General features: G+C 42.8%; 13 protein-coding genes. 9 read left to right on the forward strand and 4 right to left on the reverse strand.

Annotation, left to right across the window (positions count from 1 at the left end):
- Positions 1-173 precede the first annotated feature (173 nt).
- From FTU91_RS03280 to FTU91_RS03300, 5 genes are all read left to right on the forward strand, one after another.
- Positions 174-761 carry an ANTAR domain-containing response regulator gene (locus FTU91_RS03280; RefSeq protein ID WP_086195084.1) on the forward strand — a complete coding sequence of 196 codons (588 nt, stop codon included), beginning with the start codon at positions 174-176 and terminating at the stop codon, positions 759-761.
- Between the two features lie 3 nt (positions 762-764).
- Entirely contained in the window at positions 765-1,763 is a 999-nt protein-coding gene (locus FTU91_RS03285; protein WP_180080931.1) for an ABC transporter substrate-binding protein, read from the forward strand.
- Between the two features lie 183 nt (positions 1,764-1,946).
- The gene (locus FTU91_RS03290) at positions 1,947-4,022 is read left to right on the forward strand and encodes a TonB-dependent siderophore receptor (protein WP_180043103.1); all 2,076 of its coding nucleotides are present in this window, start codon (positions 1,947-1,949) and stop codon (positions 4,020-4,022) included.
- A gap of 466 nt (positions 4,023-4,488) precedes the next feature.
- Positions 4,489-5,700 (forward strand): iron-containing alcohol dehydrogenase, encoded by a 1,212-nt coding sequence (locus FTU91_RS03295; protein WP_180043104.1) that lies wholly within the window; start codon positions 4,489-4,491, stop codon positions 5,698-5,700.
- 240 nt (positions 5,701-5,940) lie between these two features.
- Positions 5,941-6,909, forward strand: coding sequence for an alpha/beta hydrolase (locus FTU91_RS03300; protein WP_086195080.1), 969 nt, complete (start codon positions 5,941-5,943; stop codon positions 6,907-6,909).
- A 16-nt stretch (positions 6,910-6,925) separates the two neighbouring features.
- Here the strand turns inward: FTU91_RS03300 and FTU91_RS03305 are convergent, their stop codons facing one another.
- Positions 6,926-8,107, reverse strand: coding sequence for a transcriptional regulator (locus FTU91_RS03305; RefSeq protein WP_166168067.1), 1,182 nt, complete (start codon positions 8,105-8,107; stop codon positions 6,926-6,928).
- Between the two features lie 204 nt (positions 8,108-8,311).
- On the opposite strand from FTU91_RS03305, the gene FTU91_RS03310 reads away from it, so the two are divergent.
- Positions 8,312-9,823, forward strand: a complete 1,512-nt coding sequence (locus tag FTU91_RS03310; protein ID WP_180043105.1) for an aldehyde dehydrogenase family protein — start codon at positions 8,312-8,314, stop codon at positions 9,821-9,823.
- Positions 9,824-9,965: 142 nt separating this feature from the next.
- Entirely contained in the window at positions 9,966-10,685 is a 720-nt protein-coding gene (locus FTU91_RS03315; protein WP_180043106.1) for a glutamine amidotransferase, read from the forward strand.
- A gap of 65 nt (positions 10,686-10,750) precedes the next feature.
- Here the strand turns inward: FTU91_RS03315 and FTU91_RS03320 are convergent, their stop codons facing one another.
- Entirely contained in the window at positions 10,751-11,335 is a 585-nt protein-coding gene (locus FTU91_RS03320) for a YceI family protein (RefSeq protein WP_086195076.1), read from the reverse strand.
- Positions 11,336-11,523: 188 nt separating this feature from the next.
- On the opposite strand from FTU91_RS03320, the gene FTU91_RS03325 reads away from it, so the two are divergent.
- A complete protein-coding gene (locus tag FTU91_RS03325; RefSeq protein ID WP_004677047.1) occupies positions 11,524-12,000 on the forward strand; it encodes a helix-turn-helix domain-containing protein in 477 nt (158 codons plus the stop codon).
- Entirely contained in the window at positions 11,996-12,535 is a 540-nt protein-coding gene (locus tag FTU91_RS03330) for an IS630 family transposase (RefSeq protein WP_126038012.1), read from the forward strand. The genes FTU91_RS03325 and FTU91_RS03330 overlap by 5 nt, the downstream gene beginning before the upstream one ends.
- A gap of 249 nt (positions 12,536-12,784) precedes the next feature.
- On the opposite strand, the gene FTU91_RS03335 is transcribed toward FTU91_RS03330, so the two are convergent.
- Both FTU91_RS03335 and tkt read right to left on the reverse strand, forming a co-directional pair.
- Positions 12,785-13,000: a hypothetical protein gene (locus FTU91_RS03335; RefSeq protein WP_180043107.1), complete on the reverse strand. Its 216-nt coding sequence runs from the start codon at positions 12,998-13,000 to the stop codon at positions 12,785-12,787.
- A gap of 160 nt (positions 13,001-13,160) precedes the next feature.
- Positions 13,161-15,149, reverse strand: a complete 1,989-nt coding sequence (gene tkt / locus FTU91_RS03340; RefSeq protein ID WP_180043108.1) for a transketolase — start codon at positions 15,147-15,149, stop codon at positions 13,161-13,163.
- Between the last annotated feature and the right edge of the window lie 748 nt (positions 15,150-15,897).

Here is a 15,897-nt window from a genome sequence, read left to right on the forward strand (position 1 = left end):
TATGCTTCCTTGTAGCGCATTTTTGCATTAAGACAGTGCGCAATTTGCTCACCGTTCCTTGGTTCAGTGAACTTTTATTGAAATCATAATGATTTAACTCATTTGGCATTTTAATTGCTTTAAATAGATTATGACTTTTTCTTTCAGGCATGGCCTGATGATATTTAGCCCATATGCCAAAACTCAAAATCGCACTGATTGATGACGATCAAGACCGTGCCCATTACATTCAAGCCTCCCTGATCGAACACAATTTCGAGGTCGTGGCCTGCCTCAGCGCGGATCATTTAAGCATGTTCCGCCTCGAACAGTTGCATGCCGACGTGATTTTGCTGGATATGGATCATCCCCATCGTGACATCATTGAAAGCTGTGTCAGCCAGTTCGATCTGCCGACAGTACTGTTCACTAAAAACAGCCACAAAGACACGATCAAAAACGCCATTGATGCCGGGGTTACGGCGTATATTGTCGATGGCATTGACCCATCCAAACTGGACAGCATTTTAGAAATCTCGATTGAACAGTTTAAAAAACATAAAAAATTGCTCGGCGATCTGGAAGACACCAAAAATAAGCTAGCCGACCGTAAAGATGTGGAGAAAGCCAAAGTATTGATGATGCAATTGCACCATCTTACTGAAGATCAAGCCTTTCAGTTACTGCGTAAAAATGCCATGAGCCACCGTATGACCATTGGCGAAATGGCACGGCGTTTACTGGATGCACAGCAACTACTACAAAGCCAATTGAAGGATTAAGCCATGCCAGATTTAGAAAAAACTCAAATCCAGTTCGGCTATATTCCTCTGCTGGATTGTGTGGCCATTCTTTGGGCCAAGCAGCGTGGTTTTTTTGAGGAAGCGGGTTTAGAGGTCACGCTGGTGAAGGAAGCATCTTGGGCCAGCTTAAGAGACCGGTTGGCTTTTGGTTTTTTAGATGCTGCACATTGCCTGTCTGCCATGCTGCCTGCCGCAGCACTTGGTGAAGACCAGCTCGGTATTCCACTCCAGACTGCCCTGGTATTAAGTTATAACCGTGCCTTTATTAGTTTGAGTCAAAAACTGTGCTTTGATCTGAACATTTCCAGTCAGGACAGCGCACAACAATCTGCACAAAAAATCGTCTCTGCCCTACAAGCGCAAAAAAAGATTCAATTTGCCCATGTCTTTAAGCAGTCGATTCATCATTATTGTCTCAGAGAATGGCTCGCCCTTGCCAATCCTGAAATTGCACGAAATATAAAACTGGCCACGCTTCCCCCACCCTATATGGTGCAGGCATTAGCCAATCAGGTCATTGATGGTTTTTGTGTCGGTGAACCCTGGAACAGCCAGGCTGAACTACTGGGAATCGGTCAAATTGTCGCTTCCAGTCAGGACATTATTCCCCAAGTGGCAGATACGGTTTTGGCAGTCACCTGTGATTGGGCAATGCAACATCCAAACACGCATCAGGCTTTAACGCAGGCCATTCAAAAAGCCCAGCAAGAACTGAAAGATTTACAGGACTATGCTGACGTTTGGCAAATGCTGACCGAGTTCAATATTGTGCAATTTCAATGCTCAGACAGCATTCATGTACAAAAATTCCACTCCATTCAAAATATTATCCGCAATTTTGTCGATGAGACATCTGTGCCAAAGGTAGATGATTTTAAATGGCTGACCCAAAAAATGCTGAAATGGGATAACCCAATTCACTTGAATGATGCGGTGATTGAAAACATCAGCCAAAACTGTATTTTATCTTTGACGAAATAAGGCAGCATCCGCATTGCCCCCGGCCACAAAAAATAATCAGAATGCTGGGGTTAAGCCATTCATTTTGATTATTTTATCGCTGTAATCCAGTTTTATGGTTTATTTTCATTTCTGCTGTTTCCCACAAATTTTCTCCATATTTTTACGTTATCTTACGCAAAATTACATAGGGAACATCGAATAATGAAACGCATACAACCGCGTTGGCAATGGAGCACCCTGAGTTGTGCACTGTTTAGTTTTATCTCCCCAAGCTGGGCGGCTGACACGATTAGCGATGCCACAACAAACAGCACGGTTGTTCAAACAGACCCGGTACAGACACTGGCAACCCTAAAATTTCAAGCAACGCCCGCCCAAGCCAAAGACCCGGATATCAGTGCGGTGGCGAAAACTATTGTCACGCGTGAAGAAATGCTGCAATTTGGTGATCAATCCGTGAATGATACCTTACGCCGTGCCGCCGGTTTTCAGATGCCCACACCGGGACAAGGTCCACGTGGGGGTGGCGGTGCTTCAGCTATGCGTTTTCGTGGCGGTGGTGCCCCGGCATTTTTAATCAATGGTGAACCGGTTCAAGGTGGCCCACGCGGTGGCATGTCGGTTGTTGACAGCATCACGCCAGACATGATCGAACGGATTGAAATTACCAAACAGCCAAGTGTCGCTCAGGTTTCTGTGGCATCTTCCGCCGTCATCAATATTATTCTGAAACAACCCTTGGATCATGCCCGCATCAGCGGAACCATTCGTGCAGGATATGGTTTGGCAAAATCTGACCAAAAAGAAGAGGAACGTAAAAATATCAGTGTTCAGGCTGATGACCGGGATAATGCCTGGTTATACAGCCTGTCTGCCAACCAGATGTGGAATGACACCATCTCGATCACCCAGACCCAAAACAGCAGCCAAACCCGCGAACAAAAGCGTATTACTGAACGCAAGTCGCAAATGCTGACACCCCGTGTTGAATATGAACTGGATGACCAGCAAAAACTGGTTGCCGAACTGTTCTATCGTAACAATGAAAGTGACGGCAGCCGTGGCGATCAGACGCAAAATGACAAGAATGACAGCATCCGTTTAAATACCCGTTATGAACGTAAAGACAAGGATAATTCCGACAAAATTCGTCTTTCAGTCGAACAGCAGAACGAAATCGAATCGACCCGGTCACCGCTCTTCAGCAGCTATACCGATGAAACCATCCATGAGTATGGTGTGGCTTATGATGGTGTGCGTAAATTTGATGACACCCGACAACTGAAGTTTGGTACGGATATTCGCTCGAATGAACTTGAAAGTAATATTACCGATACACTCGATGAACAGCATTATGCGCTCTATACCGAAGGTAGTTGGAAGTTTACCGACCGGCAAACCGTGACCTTGGGTGCACGTCAGGAATGGATTCATCGTTCAGGACTTGTGGATTACAGTGACCAGCACTTTAGTCCTGTTTTGGCACACCGATTTGATTTTGATGATCACTGGTCATTACAAAGCAATATCAGCCAGGCATTCCGCAGTCCTAAAACCGACCAGCTGTTACCTACGGTTTCTGTTTCTACCGATAGTGATGCCGGTAGCCTGAACAATCCGGATCGTGGTGGAAACCCCAATTTACGTCCGGAAAAAATAACCGCCTTTGAATCCACCTTAGGTTATAACACCCCGTCAGGTGGCGTCAACATCACGGCATATCAACGTGAAATTGAAGATTACATTGAGAAAGTGATTCGTCAGGAAGGCTCGCGTTTTGTAGAACGCCCGCAAAATCAGGATAATGCCACCACCTATGGGGTTGAAATTGCTGCTCGTTATGCCTTAAAGCAAACTGAAAATGGGCATGCATTGATGTTGAATGGTCAACTGTCGACGGTACGTGCAAAAATTGAAGAGACCAATCATCAGCAACGTTTAGCCAGTGATGTGGCACCTTATACAGCCAGTGCCGGTTTATCTTATAACTACCAGCCCTGGCGTCTTTCCAGCAGTGTGAACCTGAACTATGTTCCTGAATTTACCCGTGCCCTGGATAACCAACCCTATGACCGCACCAGTAATGAACGGGTCAATGTCGATATCAGTATGAGCAAACGCTTTGATGATGGCTGGGCAATGACCCTGAGTGCACGCAATATCTTGAGTACAGATTATAAAGAGCGTTTAACCAATCAATCTGATGGCAGCCTGTATGAATCCCGGGTCAATCAGGCCATTCCAAGTGTACTCCTCAGTGTAGAAAAAAAATTCTAAACGGGGAAGATAAAAAACCGGTGCCAGTCACCGGTTTTTTATCTCCAGATAATGATTGTATTTATGCTGCCCAGCGGAAAAATTTAATCTTCTGGCCGTTGCCAATTTTCTATGATTTCTCAACTAGTCAGGATTTTTAGCTTTACCCTATCACCGCCCTCAAAACTGGTATTCGAGCTTGAATATCAATCTGATGCTTAGGGCTTTTTAATGGTTGATCACCTGAATATGATTCAAACATGCTAAAGTTCGAGAACCTCTTATACATGGTTTGCAAGATAGCCTAGATATGAGTAAATGATGCATCAAAAATAGATAACCGGGCAATATTTAATAAAAAAATTATAAAATTCATTAACTTAAAATGGTAGGTATTTGGTAGGTAGGATTTTTTCCAGCTTCATTCGATACTCCAATTACGGTGAGAGTCACCGATAATATAATGAATGGTAGAAGGAATCGCACCATGGCTTTTAAAAATATTGCAGATCAAACCAACGGTTTTTATATTCCCTGTGTTTCACTTTTTGGCCCAGGCTGTGCCAAAGAAATTGGAACTAAAGCGCAAAATCTAGGTGCCAAGAAGGCCTTGATTGTGACTGATGCAGGTTTATTCAAATTTGGTGTCGCAGATACTATTTCAAACTATTTAAAAGATGCTGGCGTTGACAGTCATATTTTCCCGGGTGCAGAACCGAACCCAACCGACATTAACGTACATAACGGCGTTCAAGCCTATAATGAACAGGGTTGTGATTTTATTGTTTCTTTAGGCGGTGGTTCATCACATGACTGTGCCAAAGGTATCGGCCTGGTGACAGCGGGTGGCGGTCATATTCGTGACTACGAAGGGATCGATAAAAGCACTGTACCGATGACACCGCTGATTGCGATCAATACCACGGCAGGTACGGCTTCAGAAATGACCCGTTTCTGTATTATTACCAATACCGATACCCATGTAAAAATGGCTATTGTTGACTGGCGCTGTACCCCGCTGATTGCCATCGACGATCCTAAACTGATGATTGCCAAACCAGCCAGTTTAACTGCGGCAACCGGTATGGATGCATTGACTCACGCTGTTGAAGCCTATGTATCAACTGCAGCCAATCCAATTACCGATGCCTGTGCCGAAAAAGCAATTACCATGATTAGCGAATGGCTTAGCCCGGCTGTTGCCAATGGTGAAAATCTTGAAGCACGTGATGCCATGAGCTATGCACAGTATCTTGCAGGTATGGCTTTTAACAATGCATCTTTAGGTTATGTTCATGCCATGGCGCATCAGCTGGGCGGTTTCTACAATCTGCCACACGGTGTTTGTAATGCCATTCTGCTTCCGCATGTATCTGAATTTAACCTGATCGCCTGCCCGGATCGCTATGCGAAAATTGCACAGTTAATGGGAGTCAACACTGAAGGCCTGACGGTAACTGAAGCTGCATTTGAAGCCATCAATGCCATTCGTCAACTTTCTGCTTCTATTGGTATTCCATCTGGTTTGGCTGAACTGGGTGTCAAAGAAGCTGATCTGGCCATCATGGCAGAAAATGCGCAAAAAGATGCCTGCATGCTGACCAACCCACGTAAAGCTAACCATGCTCAAGTGGTCGATATCTTTAAGGCAGCATTGAAACCTAATGCATCGGTAGTCGATTTTAAAGCAGCAATGTAATACCTCCCTGTAAGTCTTCTATCCAATTCTTTGACTTACACTTTTAGCAACCCATGTTCGCACTTCGTCAAGAAGTGCGCCAAGAAAAGAAACCATTTCCCTTTTCCTGGCTGATCCTGTGTCCTTGATGACAGGATAAGAACTGTGGTTGCTTTTTTTTTATAAAAATAATTCAATTTGACAAATTACCACTCATCATGAAGGATAAGAGAAAACAGATTCTTCTCTATGAGTATAAAAATGAGCAATGGCAACACCGCCCCACTTTATCAACGCGATATCTTAGGCCCAGGTTATGAACAGGCCACTTTAAATTTCCCGGATGATTATGAAGGTCAGGTTACAGCGACCTTAGTCAGAAAAAAAGCCGACCAAACCACATCCAAAGCTGTGTTATATATTCATGGCTTTATTGATTATTTCTTCCAGACCGAAATGGCCGAACAGTTCAACCAGCATGGTTTTGACTTTTATGCACTGGATTTACGTAAATATGGCCGCTCCATTCTGCCGCATCAAAAATATTATAATGTGCGTGAAATTGCCGAATACGATGCGGAAATTACCGAAGCCTTAAACATTATAGGCGCAGAAGGCCATGATGCCATTTTACTCAGTGGCCATTCTACCGGTGGCTTAACCACCACACTGTATGCGGCACATCATCCAGAGCATCCTTTAATTAAGGCACTGTGGGTCAATAGTCCGTTTTATGATTTCAATATGAACCCGATCAAGAAAAAATTGGGCATTCCCAATTTAAGCCGGGTGGGTAAGGTTTGCCCGGATTTAAAATTTCCCAGTGAGCTGAACAAATGGTATGTTCCCAGTCTGCATAAAAATCTGCATGGCGAATGGGACTTTAATCTGGACTGGAAACCGCAGTCTTACCCTCTGGTTCGCTTGAGTTTTGTTCGGGCCATTTTTGAAGCACAGAAAGAAATCCATCAGGGAGTCAGCTTAACGGTACCTGCTTTGGTGATGCATTCCGATCAAAGCAAAAATCCAAAAAAATGGCATCAATATGCGCAAAGCAGTGATGTGATTCTAGATGTCAAACATATCGACAAATATGCCAGAAAAATCAAAGGTGATGTCACCATTGCTAAAATCAAGAATGGCTTACATGATCTGGTCTTGTCGGAAAAATCGGTACGCCAGAATGTCTATCTGCGGCTGTTTGAATGGCTAGAAATTAAAGGGCTGTAAATATATCTTACAGCTCTCAGGCATCCTTATATTTCAGCAGGGTTTGATGCACAGGGTGCGTTTTGGGCATGAGCTCAATCAGGCGTTCAACCGCATCAATCGCCTCAGGGAATCGAGCCACATGTTTTAGCAGCACATCGGTTTCATTGGCTTTAAAAATGGCATCACTTAAACGTGATTCCAGACAATCGCGCCAGGCACATAAAAAAGGACTTTCAGTTTTGGCTAGAAATACGCCAGTACACAGTTTTAAGGCCGAATCGATATAGCCGGCATCCAAAGACTGTTCTGTCAATAAAAAGTCAGCCTCGACATGTGCCAATAAACGATAAGGTCTGGAACCCAGCATACCGCCCAGTACATCACGCAACTGCGACATTTCCGCCTTTAAGGTACCTATACTGACTTTTCGTTCTCCGTATAAAGCCTGATGCAGGGTATCCAGACTTAAACCTTGCGGACATAATGCCAGGATGGTCAAAATTTCAATTTGGCGGGGGGTCAGAACCAGTACCTTGCCATTAAACAAAACCTGAGGCACGGAAAAAGCCCGGATAAACAGACGCTGCTTTTGGTATTCCAGCAAAGCCGATTGAATAATCGAAGCACAGCGTTCCGCTGCAAGTAGTCCCAAACTGTTATGCTTTTGCCAGGTAGTCGACAGGTCAATCACCCCTAACACCTGCTTGGAATAAGGATCAATAATCGGGGCAGCATAACAGACCCAATCATGAATGGAAGGCATATAATGTTCATTGGAAAACACACAACTCGATTGCTGGGTTTTTAACGACAGTGCCAAGGCGTTGGTTCCGACCAGTTCCTCGCGCCATTGCCCGCCTTCAATAAAATGCACACTTTCTGCTGCACGCTGCATTTGTGGACTGGAGGCTGACCAGATAATGGTGCTACCGATATCCCCGACTGCAATTACCATCGAAGACTGTTCGGCAATATGCTTTAAATCCTGTGCGCAATGTTGCAAGGCATTTGCCAAAGCCGAAGGATAGGTTTCTTTTTGTAAGTGAACCAGTGGGGCAGCCAAGCGATCCTTGGGAATTTCGGCCGAGGATGAACGTTGCCAAGAACTCGCAATACTTTGACCCAGTTGTTCCGCATGTAAGGCAGATAAACTGCTACTTTGCCTAAACTGATCAATTTTATGCCTTTTTTGCATCAAATTTTGTTTTGTCATCATTCCTTATTCTCACAACAATTCATGATTTACATCCACTGTAATCGCTATTTTTTATGCTGGATTGAAAAGATTGTAAACCTTCTTGTATCCAACCTTTCTCCAACCTTATTCAGGTTATGCTAATCATATAATGTACACAAGTACCTTATATACCAAAGCTGTAGATACGGTTTTAAGACACTAAAATAAGCAAAGGAAATACATATGCGTTACGTCGATCCTAATCAACCTGGTTCAAAAGTTCAGTTTAAAGCCCAATATGAAAACTTCATTGGTGGACAATGGGTAGCGCCTGTCAAAGGAGAATACTTTGACAATATTTCGCCTGTAGATGGTAAAGCTTTCACCAAAGTTCCGCGTTCTAGCGTTGAAGATATTGAGCTTGCTCTTGATGCTGCACATAAAGCCAAAGCACAATGGAACAAGTCATCGCCAACGACCCGTTCCAATATCCTGTTAAAAATTGCCGACCGTTTAGAAGCCAATCTGGAGCTTTTGGCAGTTGCTGAAACCTGGGATAATGGTAAGCCGATTCGTGAAACCCTGGCTGCCGATATTCCTTTGGCGATTGATCATTTCCGCTATTTTGCCGGCTGTATCCGTGCACAAGAAGGCGGCATTTCAGAAATCGATGAAGATACTATTGCTTACCATTTCCATGAACCTTTAGGTGTAGTCGGACAAATCATTCCGTGGAACTTCCCGATTTTAATGGCAACCTGGAAACTGGCACCGGCTCTGGCTGCAGGTAACTGTATTGTTTTAAAACCGGCTGAACAAACACCGGTCAGTATTCTGGTACTGGTTGAACTGATTCAGGACCTGTTGCCTGCAGGCGTATTAAACATTGTAAATGGTTATGGCGTTGAAGTGGGCCGCCCATTGGCTACCAACCCACGTATTGCCAAAATTGCATTTACTGGCTCAACAGCTGTCGGTCAGCAGATCATGCAATATGCCACCGAAAATATTATTCCGGTAACCTTAGAGCTAGGTGGTAAATCACCAAACATTTTCTTTGAAGATGTTATGGCTCAGCAAGATGACTACCTAGAAAAAGCGCTAGAAGGCTTTACCATGTTTGCCCTGAACCAAGGGGAAATCTGTACCTGTCCATCACGTGCTTTGGTTCAGGAAAGTATTGCAGACCAGTTCCTGGAACTTGCAGTAGAACGTGTGAAACGCATTAAAACCGGTCATCCACTGGATACTGAGACCATGATTGGGGCACAGGCTTCTCAAGAACAGCAAGACAAAATTCTGGGATGTATCGCAACCGGCCGTGGAGAAGGTGCTCAACTATTGACGGGTGGTGAAGCACGCCATGAAGTTGGCCAAGGTTTCTACATTGAACCGACCATTTTCAAAGGCACCAATGACATGAGAACGTTCCAGGAAGAAATTTTTGGACCAGTACTCGCAGTGACCACCTTTAAAGATTTTGATGATGCCATCAAGATTGCCAACGATACCATTTATGGTTTAGGTGCTGGTGTCTGGTCACGTTCAGCGCATACGTCATATCGTGCAGGCCGTGCGATTGAAGCAGGTCGTGTATGGACCAACTGTTATCATATCTACCCTGCACATGCTGCATTCGGTGGTTATAAAAAATCAGGTATTGGACGTGAAAACCACAAGATGATGCTGGATCATTACCAGCAAACCAAAAACTTGCTGGTGAGCTATGCCACCAAGCCAATGGGCTTCTTCTAAACATAACGTTGTATCAAGTATCTCAAAAGCGAACTTCGGTTCGCTTTTTTGCTTTAAATTGCAAACGATCAACAGAGAAATCTTCATTTTTCTGACTATTCAGGCTAAATTGCTATGATTCCTTCTCTATGAAAACAAAAGCATGATAACTATTCCTCCAGACTTTCCTGACACCATTTATGCCATTCAACATCTTGCCTTTGAAGACCTGGGGGCATTTGAAGATGTCTTTTATCAACTCGGTTTTCGGGTACGTTATTTTGAAGCCGGTGTAGATGATTTAAGCAAAGCATTGCAGCATAAAGGTCTCACCATTATTTTAGGTGGACCGATTGGCGTGTATGAAACAGATGACTACCCTTTCTTACAACAAGAAATAGACTTACTTAAAGTTCGCCTAAAAGAAAACTTGCCAACTTTAGGCATCTGTCTAGGTGCTCAACTGATTGCTCATGCCCTGGGTGCCAAAGTGTATGCAGGACATCAAAAGGAAATTGGCTGGAGCCAACTCAGTATTACAGATTGTGCAAATAATCTGCTTAAGCCATTAACTGGAACTGCTGTATTACACTGGCATGGCGATACCTTCGATTTGCCTGAACAGGCTACATTATTAGCAGGTTCAGAGATTTATCTTCATCAGGCATTTTCTGTGGGGAAAAATATTCTGGCCTTACAATTTCATCTTGAAGTGGCCCCAGAAAGTCTGGAAAAATGGCTGATTGGCCATACCTGCGAATTAAGAAAAGCTAACGTTAATATTCCGGCTTTGCGAGCCGACAATCAACGCTATGCCACTGCATTAGCATTGCAGGCACAGGCTGTATTGCAGGCATATCTCAAACAGATTTCAGCAATTTAAAGTAAAATTTCAACCAATAAAAAAGCACCCTCTCAAGGGTGCTTTTTTTATTAGCCAATTCAGGCTTATTTTTTCGCAGGAACAGAAGCTTCAGTGGTAATGTTTACCGTGATTTTATCGCCCACATTTGGTACATAAGCCCCTACGCCAAATGCTGACCGGTTGAATGAAGTCGTGGCATTGAAACCAATAGCCTCTGCTTTAGTCATTGGATGTACACCTTGTTTATTTAACACTGCATCTAAAACTACAGGTTTAGTCACATCTTTCACTGTAAGGTTACCAGTGATTTTGTATTTGTTTTTACCTAATGCCTGAACTTTAGTACTTTTAAATGTGATGTTTGGATACTTCGCTGCATCAAAAAAATCTGCTGTTTTTAAATGCTCATCCAATGCTTTTACGTTGGTATTTAAACTCGATAAAGGAATAGTCACATTCACAGATGAATTTGCAGGTTTTGCATTATCGACGTTAATTGTACCTTGAATGTCGCTAAAGTTTGCAGAAGGCGTAGAGAAACCAAAGTGACTCCAGGAAAAAACAGTTGCTGTGTGGGTTGGATCAATCTGATAGGCAACCGGTTTTGCCATAGTAAAAGTTGCCACTGATGCAACCGCCAGACCTAAAGTTAGTGCTTTAAAATTCATGTCTTGTTATCTCGCATTGGAATGATTATTAGTTTATACCTTTCTTATTTTAATTCACCGATATAGATAAAACGATATGTTGCAAGAATAGAACAATTACCGGTTATCTAGCTCCATAAATGAAATGATAAGTTGACAAAAACAACTAAACATGCGAAAAGACATTTTTGGTTAAACGATGTTTGCACATGCCACGGATTGTTACCGTCCCACTCAGCTTAGAACAGCGTGCACAACTAATTCTCCTGACCAAGCATGCAGCACATTGGCGTGAAAGACAACGTGCCCAAACCATTCTCTGGCTTTCCGAAGGTAAAACTGTTGCCGAAGTTGCTGCGTTACAAGAGCGTATCCCAGAAACCATAAGGCTACAACGCCGACATTGGGAGCTACATCAGTTTGAATCGATTCAAGAAGGTCATCGCTCAGGCCGTCCCAATACACTGACCTCAAACTATCAGGCTCAAATCTTAGAGTGGGTCAACACAAGCCCACTCAATGCAGAACAAATCCGAGTCAAACTGCATGAAAAACACGGTGTGTCCGTGTCTGTTGAAACTCTTCGCAAGTTTTTGCGAGATTCAGGCATGGTCTTCAAACGCACCCGCCACAGCTTGAAAAAAAAGAGACCCGACCGCATTTGGACAAGCGCAACAGCAGATTGAAGCATTACGTGAGCAAGCGGCACGTGGTGAAATTGTATTGGGCTATGTCGACGAAACAGGATTTTCGGCTACGCCAGATAACCGTTATGCGTGGACAAAGATAGGCGATGTTCATGCGGTTGATGCTGTAAGACTAAAGCGAGTTAATGTGATGGGTTGTCTCCTGTCAACGGGTCATCTGATCACCAGTTGCCTACAGGAATCCGTTAACAGTCGCTGGTTTTATGCCTATTTGATGGGTGTAGCAGCACAGGTGAAACGCAGCTATCAAGTTCCTTTGGTGTTGATTGTTGACAATGCCTCGATTCATCGCAGCAAACAGATGGTAGATTGGCGCAAGCTTCTTGTACAAGAGTATTCAACGACTTTGTATTTTCTACCTGCGTATAGTCCTGAGCTGAATAGAATTGAGATGGTTTGGAAGCAGATGAAGTATAACTGGCGGGATTTTAAGGTGATGAAGGCAGATCAAATAGAGCGTTGGGTTGGGCAGATTTCAAAGGGTTTTGGTAATGAATACATGTTTACTTTTTAGTTGATACTTATGGTCACCTCATCTTAATATATTGATCATCATCATAATTTATTTTAAACCCTGATTCGCAATTTTATGTCTTTATCACTTGTTTCTGTTTTTATTAAATATTTAATACAAAAATATACAGTTTATAAAAATCATGATCAATTAATGAAAAGTACAGCCCATCTATTCGTAACTGTTCACATTTTTAAATATCCAAAATAATAAAAGCCCCCATTGGGGCTTTTTAAAGATGTTTCATCTTTATAACTTTTCAACCAAAATACGGTCGATTTGCTTTAAACCGGTATGCTTTTCATGATTCTTACGGCGGATCTTGATCACCTTGTCTTCCTGCAAGTCTTGCAGCATGAGTTCCACAGCAACCATAGCATCAAGTTCAAGGTCTGTACCAATCCATTTCTGTTCACCAGCATCCATCAGGACAATTTCATCATTAATCTGATCATAAAGGCTCATATTTTCCTCACTTGGGGCAATCATGCACCCCGGGCTGAATACTGTATGAATGAATTAATTTTAAACCTAGACGTTTAAATCATTCGTTACAAATCGTTATTTCTGCAATGAAAAACGCCCCTTTTGCTGGGGCGTCTTTTTAACCTGCTAATCGGATTGATTAAGCGGTAATGTCTTTTACTGCTGCAACAACCGCTTCAGTGGTAATATCGAAATATTGGTACAAGTCTTTCGCAGGTGCAGATTCACCGTATGTAGTCATACCGATCACTCGACCATCCAGACCCACAAATTTCCACCAGTAATCCACATGCGCAGCTTCAACTGCGACACGCGCACGAATATGAGATGGAAGAACCGCTTCACGGTAAGCAGCATCCTGTTTCACAAACTCTTCGGCACATGGCATAGATACTACACGTACACCATCAAGCTGTGCATAAGCTTCCATTGCCAATGAAACTTCAGAACCAGTCGCAATAATAATCGCTTTTAATTCACCTTTTTCTTCAGCCAGCACATAACCACCTTTAGCAACGTTCTCAATTTGTGCTTGAGTACGGGTCTGGAATGGCAAGTTTTGACGAGAGAAAATTAATGCTGTAGGACCTTCGCTACGTAACAATGCAGATTTCCAAGAAATAGAAGCTTCTACAGTGTCACATGGACGCCAGGTATTTAAGTTTGGTGTGCCACGTAAAGAGGCGATCTGTTCTACCGGTTGATGCGTAGGACCATCTTCACCCAGACCGATTGAGTCATGGGTATAAACATGGATGACACGCTGTTTCATCAATGCAGACATACGCACTGCATTACGCGCGTATTCCATAAACATCAGGAATGTTGCAACGTAAGGGATGAAACCGCCATGCAATGCAACGCCGTTGGCAATTGCAGTCATACCAAATTCACGTACGCCGTAGTGAACATAGTTACCCGCTGGATTGTCTTGTACGCCTTGCGCACCTTTCCACAAGGTCAGGTTTGAACCTGCCAAGTCAGCAGAACCGCCCAAAACTTCTGGCAACAATGGTACAAGTGCTTGAAGTGCATTTTGGCTGGCTTTACGCGTCGCAATAGTTTCAGCTTTTGCATTTACTTCAGCGATATAAGCATCTGCTTTAGCGACGAAGTCAGCCGGTAATTCACCGCTTAAACGACGTTTAAGTTCAGCCGCTTCAGTTGGGTATTTTGCAGCATATGCAGCAAAAGTTTCATTCCATGCAGATTCAGATTGAGCACCTTTGTCTTTGGCATCCCAAGCTGCATAAACGTCAGCAGGAATTTCGAATGGACCTTCAGTCCAACCCAAAGCTTCACGCGTCAAGGCGATTTCGTCATTACCCAGTGGTGCACCATGACAATCTTCTTTACCTTGTTTGTTTGGTGAACCTAAACCAATAATTGTTTTACAGATAATTAAAGTCGGTTTAGCCGTTTCAGCTTTTGCTGCAACAGTTGCTTGACGGATCGCATCGCTATCGTGACCATCCACTTTAATCACTTGCCAACCATAAGCGTGGAAACGTTGTTCTGTATCGTCAGAGAACCAGCCTTCAACTTCACCATCAATAGAAATGCCGTTGTCATCGTAATAAACGACAAGTTTACCCAGACCCAAAGTACCTGCAAGTGAACATGCTTCATGAGAAACACCTTCCATCAAGCAGCCATCACCTAGGAAACAGTAAGTGAAGTGGTCAACCACTTTGATGTCGTCTTTGTTAAATTGAGCAGCTAAAGTTTTTTCAGCCAGCGCAAAACCAACCGCATTGGCAATACCCTGACCCAATGGACCAGTCGTGGTTTCAATCCCTGGTGCATAACCTAATTCAGGGTGACCTGGAGTTTTAGAATGTAACTGGCGGAAAGATTTTAAATCTTCAATAGAAAGATCATAACCGGTCAAATGCAATAGTGCATATTGCAGCATAGAGCCATGGCCGTTAGACAATACAAAACGGTCACGGTTGGCCCATTGCGGGTTTTGCGGGTTATGATTTAAAAATTCACGCCAAACGACATCAGCGATGTCTGCCATCCCCATCGGAGCACCTGGATGTCCTGAATTTGCTTTTTGCACAGCATCCATTGCCAATACACGAATTGCGTTTGCAATACGACGTTCGTTAAGCGGGGTTGTCATAGGTCAGAGTCCAACTAAATCGTTTAAAGAATATGATGAATAGGAAAATTCAAAGCTGGCTATATTGTCTTAAAAAAACAGCAAAGGGTAAAGTCTAATAGCCAACATTTCGGCATTTATTCACCACTGGACATACTTTAATGCAGGCAGAGCTCAATTTCACATCATTTGCAGCGACTTAGCGCATGATTAAATACCTTGGCTTATTTAATCTAAAATTTATATATGACACTTTAACCATTATTAATTGCATGAGCGTTGTTTCACCAGTTGCTTTTATTTCTTTATGTGGAAAAAGATCAAGAAGATCCAACAATGATGAAAAACCTCTACTTTGGCTATTGAATATAGGCTTTAAAGCTTTTCCTCATTTACAGAATCATTTTATTGTTTATGCTTTGATAAATACCCGCTACAAAATTACAGGGTAAATTAAATTTTTGGCCTTACCCAATTGATGAATAAACACTCAAAAGCTTAAAAAATGAATTTGATTCACTTTAAACAAAACTAACTGAAAAATTTAATTCCTTTTAACTGTATCGCTTCACTCTTATAAAGTTTCATCCCGTCAGGCTTTTTTCAAAATGATTTTTTGTCGAAGTTAATATATAACAATAATATATAGGACTTACGCATTGACGGATTCAAAAAAGTATTAAAATACTTTATAAAGTATCTGTGATCAGACGAATTAAAAATGCTTCTACAGCAACTTGTACTCTACCCATTTATATGGGCTTTCTCA

It is taken from the genome of Acinetobacter sp. YH12201 (genome assembly GCF_013418145.1).
In the GTDB taxonomy this organism is placed as follows: Bacteria; Pseudomonadota; Gammaproteobacteria; order Pseudomonadales; family Moraxellaceae; genus Acinetobacter.

Excerpts from the sequence above, each read along its gene's own strand:
- FTU91_RS03280 (WP_086195084.1), top strand. The coding sequence starts at position 174 with ATGCCAAAACTCAAAATCGCACTGATTGATGACGATCAAGACCGTGCC.
- FTU91_RS03285 (WP_180080931.1), top strand. The coding sequence starts at position 765 with ATGCCAGATTTAGAAAAAACTCAAATCCAGTTCGGCTATATTCCTCTG.
- FTU91_RS03290 (WP_180043103.1), top strand. The coding sequence starts at position 1,947 with ATGAAACGCATACAACCGCGTTGGCAATGGAGCACCCTGAGTTGTGCA.
- FTU91_RS03295 (WP_180043104.1), top strand. The coding sequence starts at position 4,489 with ATGGCTTTTAAAAATATTGCAGATCAAACCAACGGTTTTTATATTCCC.
- FTU91_RS03300 (WP_086195080.1), top strand. The coding sequence starts at position 5,941 with ATGAGCAATGGCAACACCGCCCCACTTTATCAACGCGATATCTTAGGC.
- FTU91_RS03305 (WP_166168067.1), bottom strand. The coding sequence starts at position 8,107 with ATGATGACAAAACAAAATTTGATGCAAAAAAGGCATAAAATTGATCAG.
- FTU91_RS03310 (WP_180043105.1), top strand. The coding sequence starts at position 8,312 with ATGCGTTACGTCGATCCTAATCAACCTGGTTCAAAAGTTCAGTTTAAA.
- FTU91_RS03315 (WP_180043106.1), top strand. The coding sequence starts at position 9,966 with ATGATAACTATTCCTCCAGACTTTCCTGACACCATTTATGCCATTCAA.
- FTU91_RS03320 (WP_086195076.1), bottom strand. The coding sequence starts at position 11,335 with ATGAATTTTAAAGCACTAACTTTAGGTCTGGCGGTTGCATCAGTGGCA.
- FTU91_RS03325 (WP_004677047.1), top strand. The coding sequence starts at position 11,524 with ATGCCACGGATTGTTACCGTCCCACTCAGCTTAGAACAGCGTGCACAA.
- FTU91_RS03335 (WP_180043107.1), bottom strand. The coding sequence starts at position 13,000 with ATGAGCCTTTATGATCAGATTAATGATGAAATTGTCCTGATGGATGCT.
- tkt (WP_180043108.1), bottom strand. The coding sequence starts at position 15,149 with ATGACAACCCCGCTTAACGAACGTCGTATTGCAAACGCAATTCGTGTA.